This window comes from Streptomyces sp. NPDC003379 (genome assembly GCF_053589195.1).
This window is the reverse complement of record NZ_JBSFRK010000006.1, coordinates 106,483-119,796: the sequence shown is the minus strand read 5'-3', so window position 1 is coordinate 119,796 and position 13,314 is coordinate 106,483. Positions and strand designations below refer to the sequence as shown.

Here is a 13,314-nt window from a genome sequence, read left to right as displayed (position 1 = left end):
GCCACGCCCATGACTCACGGCGCCGCCTCGCCTGTGCCTCCGAGGATGACCACGTCCCCCGCGTCGAAGCCGGCCCCGACGGCCTCCCCCACCTCCGGCGCCTGACGCAGCGCGCACGCCGCCTCCAGGCGCGGCCCCTCCTTCGGCTGGAGGTGCAGGGCGACATGGGTGCCGCGGAAGGTGCGGGCCGTCACCTCGCACGCCAGCCCCTGGTCGGCGGGGAGGAGCCGCACCCCGGCGGGGCGCACCAGGATCTTGTGCCGGCCGACGGGGGCGCCCGCCGGTACGGGGATCCTGCCCCACGGCGTGTCGGCCGTCCCGCCGGTGACCGTCGCGTCGACGACGTTGTCGAAGCCGAGGAACCGCGCGACGAACTCGTCCGCCGGGCGCTGCCACACCTCAAGAGGCGTGCCCGACTGGGCGATCCGCCCCTCCCGCATGACGACGACCCGGTCCGCGAGCGCGAAGGCCTCGCCCTGGTCGTGCGTGACGGCGAGGACGGTCGTACCCAACTCGTCGAAGAGCTCCCGCAGTTCGACGACGAGCCGCTCCCGCAGCGAGCGGTCGAGCTGCCCGAGCGGCTCGTCCAGCATCAGCAGCCGCGGCCGCGGAGCCAGCGCACGCGCGAGCGCCACCCGCTGCTGCTCGCCGCCGGAGAGCGAGGCCACCGCGCGCCGCTGCGCCTTCGGCAGCCCGACGAGCTCCAGCAACTCCGCGACGCGGTCGGCCTGTTCGGCCCGCGACGCACCGCGCATGCGCAGCCCGAAGGCGACGTTGCCCGCCACGTCGCGCTGCGGGAAGAGCTGGTGGTCCTGGAACATCAGGCCGACGCCCCGCTTGTGCGCGGGCACCCCGCGCTGGTCGCGGCCGCCGAGCTCGATCCGCCCCGCGTCGAGCGACTGGAGCCCGGCCACCACCCGCAGCAGCGTCGACTTGCCGCTGCCGCTCGGCCCGAGCACACAGACGATCTCGTGCTCGGCGACCTCCAGGTCCACGGCGTCGAGCGCGGCCCGCGCCCCGAACCGCACCGTCGCGTCACGCAGACTCAGCAAGGCGGTCGTCATCAGAACTCCCCCGAGGTGCGGTCGGTCCGGATGCGTTCCAGGAGCAGCAGGGACACCGCGCACACCACCATGAGAATCGTCGAAAGGGCCATCGCCTGCCCGTAGTTGATGTCCCCGGCCCGCCCGAGCAGCCGCGCCACGGCCACCGGCAGCGTCGGGTTGTCGGGCCGCGCGATGAACACGGTCGCTCCGAACTCGCCGAGCGACACGGCGAAGGCGAACCCGGCGGCGATCAGCAGCGCCCGCCGCACCATCGGCAGGTCCACCTCCCGCCAGGCCCGCAGCGGGGAGGCCCCGAGCACGGCCGCCGCCTCGCGGAGCCGTCCGTCGACCGCGCGCAGGACGGGCAGCATGGTGCGTACGACGAAGGGAACGCCCACCAGGGCCTGGGCGAGCGGGACCAGGATCCAGGTGGCCCGCAGATCGAGCGGCGGCTCGTCCAGCGTGATCAGGAACCCGAAGCCGACGGTCACCGCCGACACCCCGAGCGGGAGCATGAGCAGCGCGTCGAAGCCCCGTACGAGCCGACCGGCACGGCGGGTGAGGGCGGCGGCCGCAAGACCTCCGACGACGACCGCGATGGCGGTGGCCACGACCGCGTACTGGAGCGAGTTCCAGATCGCCTCGATCGGCGGCACGAGGAAGGCGCCGCCGTCCGCCGAGGTCAGCTCCTTGTAATAGGCGAAGCCGAAGCCGTCGGGACCGTCGAAGGAGCGCTGGACCAGCACCCCGAGCGGCAGCAGGATCAGCACCGTGACGGTGGCCATGACCAGGCCGAGCAGCGACCACTGCCCCGCCCCGCGCGGGCGCCGCGCGACGGCCGAGGCGTCGACCAGCTTCAGCGCGCTCTCACGCCGCCGCACCGTCCACGCGTGGACGGCGAGGATCAGCCCCACCGCCGCGAACTGCACGATCGTCAGTACGGCGGCGGTCGGCAGGTCGAGCAGCTGCGCGGTCTGCCGGTAGATCTCGACTTCGAGCGTGGAGTACGCGGGTCCGCCGAGGATCTGCACGATGCCGAAGGAGGTGAAGGTGAAGAGGAAGACCATGAGCGCGGCCGCGGCCACGGCCGGTCCGAGGGCGGGCAGCGTCACCGTCCGCCAGGCCGTCCAGCGCGAGGCGCCGAGCACCCGCGCGGCCTCCTCCTGCCGCGGGTCGAGCTGCGACCAGAGCCCGCCGACCGTGCGGACGACGACGGCGTAGTTGAAGAAGACGTGCGCGAGCAGGATCGCCCACACGGTGGTGTCCAGGCGCACGCCCCACAGCTCGTCGAGGAGCCCGCCGCGGCCGAGCAGTGCGAGGAAGGCCGTGCCGACGACGACCGTGGGCAGCACGAACGGCACGGTGACGACGGCCCGCAGCACCTGCTTGCCGGGGAAGTCGAAGCGCGCGAAGACATACGCGCCGGGGAGCGCGATCAGCAGCGTGAGCGCGGTCGACGCGAGCGCCTGCCAGGTGGTGAACCACAGCACGTGCCGGATGTCGGACTGCCCGAGCACGTCCGCGATCCGCCCGAACCGCCACACTCCGTCGATGTGCAGTCCGCGCGCGACGATCGCCGTGACCGGGTAGGCGAAGAAGACCGCGAGGAAGGCGACGGGCACGGCCATCAGACCGAGCCGCGCCGCGCTCCCGCGGTTCAGGCCCCTGCGGGGCCCCGCCTTCACTTCAGTACGAGCGAGGTCCACGACTTGATCCACGGCTCACGGTTGTCGGCGATCTTCTTCGGGTCCATGGTCTCCGGCTTGTCGACCGTCACGCCGTGCTCCGTGAACAGCTCGGGCAGCTCGGCGTCCTCGCGCACCGGGTTCACGAACATGTTCAGCGGCATGTCCTCCTGGAACTCCTTGCCCGCGAGGAAGTCAAGGAGCGCCTTGCCGCCCTTGGTGTTCTTGGCGTTGCTGAGCAGACCCGCGTACTCGACCTGCCGGAAGCACGTGCCGGTCGCGACGCCGGTCGGCGCCTCCTTGGGCTGCGGCTTCGCGTAGAGCACCTCGACGGGCGGGGAGGAGGCGTAGGAGACGACGAGCGGCCGGTCACCCTTGGCCTTCTTGCCGCCGGCGGACCCGGAGAACTCCTCGTTGTAGGCCTGCTCCCAGCCGTCGACGACCTTGACGCCGTTGGCCTTCAGCTTGTTCCAGTAGCTCTGCCAGCCCTTGTCGCCGTACTTCGCGGCGGTGCCGAGCAGGAAGCCGAGCCCGGGCGAGGACGTCGCGGCGTTCTCCGTCACGAGCAGGTTCTTGTAGGCGGGCTCGGCGAGGTCCTCGAAGGTCTTCGGCGGCGCCAGCTTCTTGTCGGCGAAGTACTTCTTGTCGTAGTTGACGCAGATGTCACCGCTGTCGACGGGCGTCACCCGGTGCTTGCCCTGGTCGACCCGGAACTCCGGCTTGGTCTTCTGCGAGCCCTTGGCCTCGTACGACTGGAAGAGGCCGTTGTCGAGCGCGCGCGAGAGCAGTGTGTTGTCGACGCCGAAGAAGACATCGCCCTGCGGGTTGTCCTTGGAGAGGATCGCCTTGTTCACGGCGGCGCCCGCGTCACCGTCCTTGAGGACGCGGACCTTGTAGCCGGACCGCTTCTCGAACTCCTTCAGTACGTCCTTGGAGACGTTGAAGGAGTCGTGGCTGACGAGCGTGACGCTCTTGGAGCCGGCCTCGGTGGCATCACTGTCGGAGCCGCCGCACGCCGAGACCGCGACGAGCCCGACGCCCACCGCGATGGCGGTGAACGTGACCTTCTTGGTAGTCCTCACTGAAAAATTCCTCCTGGGAGACCAGGAAGAGACGCGGCCCTGCCCGCCGACCGGAGAGGCCCGCAGGCAGGGCGCAACAGCTTGAGTCGTGCCCGAACTTCCTACCCAGAATGACCTGGGCGAGGTTCAGAGGGTCTGCGGCCCACCTGTCCAAGGTGCCGCACTCTCAGCGCTGTGGCGCTCCCCTGTCGGAATATGCAGATGTGTGTACGCCCGCCAGACTACCTCTCGGCCGCGGCGAGCTGACCGCACGCCCCGTCGATCTCCTGGCCCCGGGTGTCCCGAACCGTCACCGGCACACCATGGGCGGCGATGGCCTCCACGAACGCCTTCTCGTCCTCGGGCCGCGAGGCCGTCCACTTGGAGCCCGGCGTCGGGTTCAGCGGAATGAGATTGACGTGCACCGGCTTGCTCTTGAGCAGCCGGCCCAGGCGGTCACCGCGCCACGCCTGGTCGTTGATGTCGCGGATCAGCGCGTACTCGATGGAGAGGCGGCGCCCCGACTTGGCGGCGTACTCCCAGCCCGCGTCGAGCACCTCCCGCACCTTCCACCTCGTGTTGACCGGTACGAGGGTGTCGCGCAGGTCGTCGTCCGGCGCGTGCAGCGAGATCGCGAGGCGGCACTTGAAGCCCTCGTCGGAGAACCGGTGGATGGCGGGCACGAGGCCCACCGTCGACACGGTGATCCCGCGCTGCGAGAGGCCGAGGCCGTCCGGCTCCGGGTCGGTGAGGCGGCGGATGGCGCCGGTCACGCGGTTGTAGTTGGCCAGCGGCTCGCCCATGCCCATGAAGACGATGTTGGAGAGCCGCGCGGGCCCGCCGGGGATCTCGCCGTCCCGCAGCGCGCGCATGCCGTCGACGATCTGGTGCACGATCTCGCCCGTCGACAGGTTCCGGTCGAGGCCGGCCTGCCCGGTGGCGCAGAACGGGCAGTTCATACCGCAGCCCGCCTGGGAGCTGATGCACATGGTGACCCGGTCGGGGTAGCGCATGAGCACCGACTCGACGAGCGTCCCGTCGAAGAGGCGCCACAGCGTCTTGCGCGTGGTGTCGTCGTCACAGCTGATGTGCCGCACCACGGACATCAGGTCGGGCAGCAGCGCTTCCCGCAGCTTGTCGCGCGCACCGGCGGGGATGTCGGTCCACTCGGCCGGGTCGTGGGCGTAGCGCGCGAAGTAGTGCTGCGAGAGCTGCTTGGCACGGAACGGCTTCTCGCCGATGGCGGCGACGGCTTCCTTGCGCTCGGCGGGCGTGAGGTCGGCGAGGTGCCGCGGGGGCTTCTTGGCTCCGCGGGGCGCGACGAAGGTGAGTTCTCCGGGTACAGGCATGGTCCATCCAGTGTCGCAGACATACGACAAGGGGCCCGCCGCCCTGTGGACAACGAGCCCCTCACACACATCTACGCAGGTCAGACGGTCAGCCGGAGCCCACGAACACCACGAGCAGCAGCCACACCACCGGCGCCGTCGGCAGCAAGGAGTCCAACCGGTCCATGATTCCGCCGTGGCCCGGCAGCAGCGTGCCCATGTCCTTGATGCCCAGGTCCCGCTTGATCATCGACTCGCCGAGGTCACCGAGCGTGGCGCTCGCCGCGACCGCGAGGCCGATGAGCAGCCCCTGCCACCACGTCCCGCCGTCGATCAGGAACTCCATGCACAGCGCGCCCCCGGCCATCGCGAAGGTGACCGCGCCGAGCAGGCCCTCGCGGGTCTTGCCGGGGCTGATGCGGGGCGCCAGCTTGTGCTTGCCGAAGCGCCAGCCGATCGCGTACGCCCCGGTGTCGCTGACCACGGTGAGCAGCAGGAACGTCAGCACCCGCTGCGGTCCGTCGTCCGCGGTGAGCATCAGCGCCACGAACGTCGCGAGAAAAGGAACGTAGAAGGCCGCGAAGACCCCGGCCGTGACGTCCTTCAGATAGCCCTCAGGGGGCTCGGTCATGCGCCAGACCAGGACCGCGAGCGCGGTGAGCGCCATCGCCACCCAGGCGCCCTCTGGCCCGCGCACATACCCGGCGACGACCATCGCCGCGCCGCCGACCGCGAGCGGCACCAGCGGCGGCTTGATGCCCTTGCGCTCGTCGAGCCGGGAGGTGAGCTCCCAGAGGCCGACCACGACGGCGACCGCTATGACACCGATGAAGACGGCCTTGACGATGAACAGCGACGCGACGATCACCGCGCCGAGTCCCACACCGACTCCTATGGCCGCCCCGAGATCGCGGCCCGCGCTCTTCTTCGGCGGAGGCTGCGGCGCTGCCGGGGCTGGCTGTGGTGCGCTGGGCATGGGCTCCTGCGGAGGCTCGTCACGGAACGGGGGGCCGCCCGTCCGGGTGACCCCCCGGTCCTCGTCCTGAGCTGAGCCGCTCACGGGTACGTCGGGCCCGACGGGCATGGGCTGCGTCCCGGACGGAAGCAGCGCGTCCTGCGCATCGTACGCGGGACCTGCCGGGGGCGCCCCCCGACCAGGTCCCTGGTCGGACGGCCCCCAATACCCGGTTCTGGGCGGCGCCCCCCAGGAAGAGTCGTTCACGGATCGGTTTCCTGATTCCTCGGACTCGAGCCTCAGACTTCGAGCAGCTCGGCTTCCTTGTGCTTGAGCAGCTCGTCCACCTGAGCGACGTACTTCGCGGTGGTGTCCTCGAGCTCCTTCTCCGCGCGGCGGCCCTCGTCCTCACCGATGTCGCCGTCCTTGACGGCCTTGTCGATGGCTTCCTTGGCCTTGCGGCGGATGGAGCGGATCGAGACCTTGGAGTCCTCGGCCTTGGTCTTGGCGACCTTGATGTACTCCTTGCGACGGTCCTGCGTCAGCTCGGGGAACGTCACCCGGATGATGTTTCCGTCATTGCTCGGGTTGACACCGAGGTCCGAGTCGCGGATCGCCTGCTCGATGTTGCGCAGCGCGGTCTTGTCGAACGGGGTCACCACCGCCATCCGCGGCTCCGGCACCGAGAACGAGGCCAGCTGGTTGATCGGCGTCAGCGCGCCGTAGTAGTCAGCCACGATCTTGTTGAACATCGCCGGGTGCGCACGGCCGGTGCGGATCGCGGCGAAGTCCTCCTTGGCGACCACGACGGCCTTCTCCATCTTCTCCTCGGCCTCGAGGAGGGTCTCTTCGATCACCACTTGCTCCTGCGTGTCTGAGTAGGCCCGGCCGGCACGGGGCGGCCGGCTGCGTCGCGTGTCTTTCCTGCACGGTGTCCGACCGGCAGGGCTTTGTCCATCCCCTCAAGTGACGTCTCGCGTCCATCCCTTGAGACTGGGCCAGGTCCCTGGGGTCAGTCCCGGCTTCCCTGGTCGCCCACGAGAGTGCCGATCTTCTCACCCTTGACGGCCCGGGCGATATTGCCTTCGGAGAGCAGCTCGAAGACGAGGATGGGCAGCTTGTTGTCCCGGCACAGCGTGATCGCGGTCATGTCGGCGACCTTGAGGTCGCGGGTGATGACCTCGCCGTAGCCGAGGGCGTCGAACTTCACCGCGTCGGGGTTGGTCTTCGGGTCGGAGTCATAGACACCGTCCACGCCGTTCTTGCCCATGAGCAGCGCCTCGGCGTCGATCTCCAGGGCGCGCTGGGCGGCGGTGGTGTCGGTGGAGAAGTACGGCATGCCCATACCGGCACCGAAGATGACCACACGGCCCTTCTCCAGGTGGCGCACGGCGCGCAGCGGGATGTACGGCTCCGCGACCTGCCCCATGGTGATGGCGGTCTGGACGCGGCAGTCGATGCCTTCCTTCTCCAGGAAGTCCTGCAGCGCGAGGCAGTTCATGACCGTGCCGAGCATGCCCATGTAGTCCGAGCGTGCCCGGTCCATGCCGCGCTGCTGGAGCTCGGCGCCGCGGAAGAAGTTTCCGCCGCCGATGACGATGGCGATCTGGGCGCCGTCGCGGACCACGGCCGCGATCTCCCGGGCGATGGCGTGCACCACGTCGGGGTCGACCCCGAGGCCGCCCCCGCCGGCGAACGCCTCACCGGAGAGCTTCAGCAGGAAGCGTCCGGCGCCTTTGTCGTCGTCACTCTTCGAGTCGGCCTTGGTGGTCATGGTGTTCTCGCTTCTCTTACTTGACACACATACGAAGAAGGCCACTGCCGGTGGGGTGTCGTTCGCATCCCATGCTCGGCAGTGGCCTCCTCGTCAGATCCTGCGGTCGTACATCGCGTACGGAATTCCCTGGAGAGGGCCTTCCCACGCGGGCGACCGCTGTCGACCCTAGCGGGGTCTACCGTCGATCGCGGTACGGACTCAGATGCCGACCTTGATGCGCGAGAAGCGCTTCAGGGTGACACCGGCCTCGGCGAGAACCTTCTCGACCGACTTCTTGTTGTCCAGCGCGTACGGCTGGCCGAGGAGCGTGGCTTCCTTGAAGAAGCCGTTGACGCGACCCTCGACGATCTTCGGGAGCGCGGCCTCGGGCTTGCCCTCGGCGCGGGTGGTCTCCTCGGCGACACGACGCTCGCTCTCGACGACCTCGGCCGGGACGTCCTCGCGGGAGAGGTACTTCGGCGCGAAGGCGGCGATGTGCTGCGCGACACCCTTGGCGACGGCGGCGTCGGCCTTGTCCAGCTCGACGAGGACACCGATCTGCGGGGGCAGGTCGGGCATCGTGCGGTGCATGTACGCGGTGACGTAGGCGCCCGAGAACTGCGCGAAGCGGTCCAGGACGATCTTCTCACCGAGGTTGGCGTTGGCCTCGTCGACGTACGCCTGGACGGTCTTGCCGGCCTCGATCTCGGAGGCGAGCAGCGTCTCGATGTCGGCCGGGGAGGTCTTGGCGATGTGGGCGGCGAGGTTGTTCGCCACGGCCTGGAACTTCTCACCCTTGGCAACGAAGTCCGTCTCGCACTTCAGCTCGACGATGACACCGGAGGTGTTGTCGTCGGCGATGAGGGAGACCACGGCGCCGTTCTCGGCGGAGCGGCCCTCGCGCTTGGCGACGCCCTTCTGGCCCTTGATGCGGAGCGCCTCGACGGCCTTGTCGACGCTGCCCTCGGCCTCGTCGAGCGCCTTCTTGCAGTCCATCATGCCGGCGCCCGTGAGCTCACGGAGCTTCTTGACGTCAGCGGCGGTGTAGTTCGCCATGATCGAAAATTCTCTCTCGAAGTCTGAAAGATCTACGGAGGTCTACGGGTGAACGGCGGGGGCCGATCGGGCCCCCGCCGTCAACTACCGAACCTGTGAGGTCAGGCCTGCTCGGCGTCCGCGGCCGGGGCCTCGGCGGACTCGGCGGCCTCAGCCTCGGCGGCCGGGGCCTCGGCGGCCGGAGCCTCAGCGGCCGGAACCTCGGCGGCGGCCTCAGCCGGCGCCTCCTCGGCCTTGGGGGCCTCGGCGGCCTCCTCGGAGTCGGCCTTCTTCTCGCCCTCGAGCAGGTCGCGCTCCCACTCCGCGAGCGGCTCGCCGGCGGTCTTCTCGCCCGGCTTCGAGTCGCCGGTGGCGGCGCCGGAGCGGGCGATGAGGCCCTCGGCGACGGCGTCGGCGATCACGCGGGTGAGCAGCGTGACGGAGCGGATCGCGTCGTCGTTGCCGGGGATCTTGTAGTCGACCTCGTCGGGGTCGCAGTTGGTGTCGAGGATGGCGACGACCGGGATGTTGAGCTTCCGGGCCTCACCGACCGCGATGTGCTCCTTCTTGGTGTCCACGATCCAGACGGCGCTGGGCACCTTGGACATCTCGCGGATACCACCGAGGGTCTTCTCCAGCTTGGCCTTCTCGCGCGACAGCACGAGAAGCTCCTTCTTGGTGAGACCGGAAGCGGCGACGTCCTCGAAGTCGATCTGCTCGAGCTCCTTGAGGCGCTGCAGACGCTTGTAGACGGTCGAGAAGTTGGTGAGCATGCCGCCCAGCCAGCGCTGGTTGACGTAAGGCATGCCGACGCGGGTGGCCTGCTCGGCGATGGCCTCCTGCGCCTGCTTCTTCGTGCCGACGAACATGACCGTGCCGCCGTGGGCGACGGTCTCCTTGACGAACTCGTAGGCGCGGTCGATGTACGACAGCGACTGGAGCAGGTCGATGATGTAGATGCCGTTGCGCTCCGTGAAGATGAAGCGCTTCATCTTCGGGTTCCAACGACGGGTCTGGTGACCGAAGTGGACGCCGCTTTCCAGCAGCTCCCGCATCGTGACGACGGCCATGGCCGTTCTCCTTGAGATTCTCGGTTGTGCCGCGTGTGCCGGACGGCACTCGCGCCTGACGCCCGCTGTGCGCCTTGCCCGCGAGGGACCGAGGGGCGCTGACACCGGATTTTTCATGACCTGGTGTCGGGGCGTGCGAAGTCGACCCGGTGACCCGGATCGCCACAAGAAGTGTACGGGACCCGCGGGGCGCCCGGTGACGCCGCCGCCCGTGACCTGGCGACGGAGCCGTTCGGGGGGTGCCCCGAGCGGGTGACGGCACTGTCCACAACCGGCCGGTACTCCACAGATCCGGACCATGATCCCCACGGAACGCCGGGACGCGGGACGGTTCTCACATGCGCCTGGAACTGCTGCTGACGACACTGGCCGCACTGCTGGCCACCGCTCTGAGCCCGCCCTCGATCCGGACCCCGACCCCGTCCCCGGTCCCGTCCCTCGTCCCACCCCTCCCCGTGGCGACGGCGTGGCCGGTGGGCACGCACCCTCCGGTCGTACGCGCCTGGGATCCGCCCTCGACCGCGTACGGCACGGGCCACCGGGGCGTGGACCTCGCCGCGCCGCCGGGCACTCCGGTCCGGGCGGTGGCACCCGGCCGGGTCTCCTTCGCGGGCCGGGTGGCGGGCCGAGGTGTGGTCTCGGTGGAGCTGGACGGCACCGGTGATCCCCCGCTGCGCACGACGTACGAACCGGTGCGGCCCACGCTGAAGAAGGGCGCCGAAGTCACCGCGGGAGAGGAGGTCGGCGTCCTGGAAGCCCCGACCGGCCACTGCCCCGAAAGCTGCCTGCACTGGGGCCTGCTCAGGGGCGAGGCGTACCTGAACCCGCTGACGCTGCTCCCGCCCTGGCTACAGCGCCGAGGCCCGTCCCGCCTGCTCCCGCCGCACGGACAGCCACCGGGCCGATGAGCGGAGACTCAACCCCGGACTCCGCGCAGGGCCATGGAAACCGCCGCCTCGGTGATGGCAGCGGGGTCCTCCGCGGCGCCCAACTCGATCCGCCGCACGGCCGCGTCCACGATGCCCTGGAGCAGCATCGCCGCCATCCGGGGCTGCTCGTGCCCCAGCTCTTCCAACGCCTCGACGATCATCGCGATGAGCCCGCCGTGCGCGGCACGGATCTTCTCCCGGGCCCCGGCGTCCAGCTCACTGGCGGAGATGGCGACCACGGCCCGGTGCCGCCGGTCCCCCACCAGGGCCAGCTGCCGCCGCACATACGCCTCGACCTTGTCCTCGGCCGACGCCGCGCCCTCCATGGCCGCCGACACCTCGGCCGCCCAGACGGGAAAGTCGACCTCGCACAGCTCTTCCACGACGGCCGCCCGCGAGCGGAAGTACTCATACACGGACGACCGGGCGAGCCCGGTGCGCTCGGCGAGGGCGGGGAAGGTCAACGCCTCCGTACCGCCTTCGGACAACAGGGACCGCGCGGCGTCCAGCAGGGCCCCGCGCTGCATCGACCGGTGCTCGGCCACAGAGGCCGCTCGAATCCTTGGCACAGCCCCACCTTACGGACGGGACGCCCCGCGCGGGAGTCGTGGCTGTGCGCACATGCCTCGGGCAGGGACGATTCAGCTCACTCGACGCGCCACGTCAGCGGCCAAAACTCGCCAGCTTCGCCCGCAGCTGCAGCACCGACTTGGTGTGGATCTGACTCACCCGGCTCTCGGTCACCCCGAGCACATTGCCGATCTCGGCGAGCGTGAGCCCTTCGTAGTAGTAGAGCGTCACGACGGTCTTCTCACGCTCGGGAAGTGTGTTGATCGCCCGTGCCAGCAGCCTGCGCAGCTCCCGGTCCTCGGCGACCTCCACGGGGTTGTCGGCCGCGTGGTCCTCGAGCGTGTCCATCAGGCTCAGCCGGTCGCCGCCGTCACCGCCGACGTGCAGCAGCTCTTCGAGCGCCACCACGTTCGCCAGTGACAACTGGCTGAAAACCGCGTGCAGTTCCTCCAACGCGATCCCCATCTCTGCGGCGACCTCGCCCTCCGACGGAGTGCGCCGGAGCTGCGCCTCCAAGGTGGCGTAGGCCCGCTCGACGTTGCGCGCCTTCTGCCGTACGGACCGCGGGATCCAGTCGAGCGCCCGCAGTTCGTCGATCATCGCCCCGCGAATGCGGGTGATCGCATAGGTCTCGAACTTGATCGACCGCTCGATGTCGAACTTCTCGATCGCGTCGATCAGCCCGAACACCCCGGACGAGACGAAGTCGGCCTGCTCCACGTTGGGCGGCAGCCCCACGCTCACCCGGCCCGCGACGTACTTCACCAGCGGCGAGTAGTGCAGGATCAGCTGCTCCCGCAGCCGCCCGTCCCCCGTCTCCTTGTACGAGCGCCACAACTCGTCCAGCGACGAGGGGGCGGGAGGCCGCTCCCGCTCGCCGCTACGGGCAGCGGGAGGAACCGCCGCCCGGTCGGACCCGGAGGTGTGCTGGGGCATTCGTCGCCTTGAGCCGTTCTGCCGTGAAGTGGTGAGGTCGTGTGAGTCGGTGGGGTCTGCGGGGTCTGTGGGCTCAGTGAGGTCGCTGAGCCCAGCGAGGTCAGTGAGGTCGGGAAGCTTGCGTGGATTGAATGAGGTTGTCCGTCTGTTGCCTGTCCGCGTCGGAACCCTTGTGAGCGTAGCGTGACTGGAGTGTCGCAGTGTGCGAAGACTATGGGATCGTGCGTGCGCAGATACGTTCCGCTGGGTGCCCCGCGGCGTCGGCCCCGTCGCCGACGTAACGGCGTCGACGCATCAACTGCGCGTTTTCCCAAGGTCTTCCAGGGTCATCCGTCCGGCGGAACACGCTAGGTCACGATTCACCTCCAGTGGCGAAGACCGACCGAAACACCTGGCGTGTCAACTGCCAGCCGTCGCCGTGTCGTTCGACGAACCCCAACGACTGAAGTTCGTACAGGCGCCCTACCGCGTCGTCCCCGGTCGTCCCCGCGCCGACCGCGATGTCCCCAGCCGTCGTGCGTCCTCGCGCGGGCAGCGCGGCCAGGACGCGGGCTGCCTCCGGGGCGAGCAGATCGCGCGGTATGACGGGCCCGCGTCGCTCCGGGGCCAGCTCACCCATGCCGCCGACCAGCTCGACGACTTCCGCGGCGTCGGTCACCAGGACTCCGTCACCCCGCAGCAGTTCATGCACCCCCGCGGAGAGCCCGCTGGTCGCGGGCCCCGGGACGCCCATGGTGAAGCGCCCCAGCTCCTGGGCGGACCGTGCCGTGGCGAGCGCCCCGCTGCGGTACGCGGCCTCCACCACCACCGTCCCTCGGGTCAGCGCGGCGTTCTCTGGGGGTTCGGCGGGTGTGGTGTGACGTGGCATAGAGGGCCCTCGTAGAGTCACCTGCGGCGGTTCTCAGGGGGTGCAGCTCTGCGGTGGATCGTTGCGATCTACTTG

At 69.7% G+C, this 13,314-nt stretch carries 12 protein-coding genes and 1 pseudogene; 1 reads left to right on the top strand and 12 read right to left on the bottom strand.

Going from position 1 to position 13,314, the window contains the following annotated elements; all coding sequences use genetic code 11:
* Positions 1-14 precede the first annotated feature (14 nt).
* The 9 genes from ACWDVB_RS07940 to rpsB all read right to left on the bottom strand — a co-directional run bounded on the left by ACWDVB_RS07940 (position 15) and on the right by rpsB (position 9,936).
* Entirely contained in the window at positions 15-1,064 is a 1,050-nt protein-coding gene (locus tag ACWDVB_RS07940) for an ABC transporter ATP-binding protein (RefSeq protein ID WP_451515814.1), read from the bottom strand.
* Positions 1,064-2,752 carry an ABC transporter permease gene (locus ACWDVB_RS07935; RefSeq protein WP_451515813.1) on the bottom strand — a complete coding sequence of 563 codons (1,689 nt, stop codon included), beginning with the start codon at positions 2,750-2,752 and terminating at the stop codon, positions 1,064-1,066. Before ACWDVB_RS07935 ends, ACWDVB_RS07940 begins: the two co-directional genes overlap by 1 nt.
* Positions 2,728-3,813, bottom strand: a complete 1,086-nt coding sequence (locus ACWDVB_RS07930; RefSeq protein ID WP_451515812.1) for a thiamine ABC transporter substrate-binding protein — start codon at positions 3,811-3,813, stop codon at positions 2,728-2,730. The genes ACWDVB_RS07935 and ACWDVB_RS07930 overlap by 25 nt, the downstream gene beginning before the upstream one ends.
* A 221-nt stretch (positions 3,814-4,034) precedes the next feature.
* On the bottom strand, positions 4,035-5,141 hold the full coding sequence (gene rlmN / locus ACWDVB_RS07925; protein WP_451515811.1) for a 23S rRNA (adenine(2503)-C(2))-methyltransferase RlmN: 1,107 nt from the start codon (positions 5,139-5,141) through the stop codon (positions 4,035-4,037).
* An 88-nt stretch (positions 5,142-5,229) separates the two neighbouring features.
* A complete protein-coding gene (locus ACWDVB_RS07920) occupies positions 5,230-6,342 on the bottom strand; it encodes a phosphatidate cytidylyltransferase (RefSeq protein WP_451515810.1) in 1,113 nt (370 codons plus the stop codon).
* A gap of 32 nt (positions 6,343-6,374) precedes the next feature.
* The gene (gene frr, locus ACWDVB_RS07915; protein WP_451515809.1) at positions 6,375-6,932 is read right to left on the bottom strand and encodes a ribosome recycling factor; all 558 of its coding nucleotides are present in this window, start codon (positions 6,930-6,932) and stop codon (positions 6,375-6,377) included.
* 155 nt (positions 6,933-7,087) lie between these two features.
* Positions 7,088-7,849 carry a UMP kinase gene (pyrH, locus tag ACWDVB_RS07910; RefSeq protein ID WP_451515808.1) on the bottom strand — a complete coding sequence of 254 codons (762 nt, stop codon included), beginning with the start codon at positions 7,847-7,849 and terminating at the stop codon, positions 7,088-7,090.
* A 201-nt stretch (positions 7,850-8,050) separates the two neighbouring features.
* The gene (gene tsf / locus ACWDVB_RS07905; RefSeq protein ID WP_451515807.1) at positions 8,051-8,887 is read right to left on the bottom strand and encodes a translation elongation factor Ts; all 837 of its coding nucleotides are present in this window, start codon (positions 8,885-8,887) and stop codon (positions 8,051-8,053) included.
* Between the two features lie 101 nt (positions 8,888-8,988).
* Positions 8,989-9,936, bottom strand: coding sequence for a 30S ribosomal protein S2 (gene rpsB, locus ACWDVB_RS07900; RefSeq protein WP_451515806.1), 948 nt, complete (start codon positions 9,934-9,936; stop codon positions 8,989-8,991).
* A gap of 338 nt (positions 9,937-10,274) precedes the next feature.
* Here rpsB and ACWDVB_RS07895 point away from each other — a divergent pair, with 338 nt between their 5' ends.
* The gene (locus ACWDVB_RS07895; protein WP_451515805.1) at positions 10,275-10,844 is read left to right on the top strand and encodes a murein hydrolase activator EnvC family protein; all 570 of its coding nucleotides are present in this window, start codon (positions 10,275-10,277) and stop codon (positions 10,842-10,844) included.
* 8 nt (positions 10,845-10,852) lie between these two features.
* Here the strand turns inward: ACWDVB_RS07895 and ACWDVB_RS07890 are convergent, their stop codons facing one another.
* The 3 genes and pseudogenes from ACWDVB_RS07890 to ACWDVB_RS07880 all read right to left on the bottom strand — a co-directional run.
* Positions 10,853-11,410 carry a TetR/AcrR family transcriptional regulator gene (locus ACWDVB_RS07890; RefSeq protein WP_451515865.1) on the bottom strand — a complete coding sequence of 186 codons (558 nt, stop codon included), beginning with the start codon at positions 11,408-11,410 and terminating at the stop codon, positions 10,853-10,855.
* 118 nt (positions 11,411-11,528) lie between these two features.
* Positions 11,529-12,371: an RNA polymerase sigma factor WhiG gene (gene whiG, locus ACWDVB_RS07885; protein WP_362339986.1), complete on the bottom strand. Its 843-nt coding sequence runs from the start codon at positions 12,369-12,371 to the stop codon at positions 11,529-11,531.
* Between the two features lie 352 nt (positions 12,372-12,723).
* Positions 12,724-13,200: pseudogene (locus ACWDVB_RS07880) on the bottom strand (DNA-processing protein DprA); the annotation flags it as partial.
* Between the last annotated feature and the right edge of the window lie 114 nt (positions 13,201-13,314).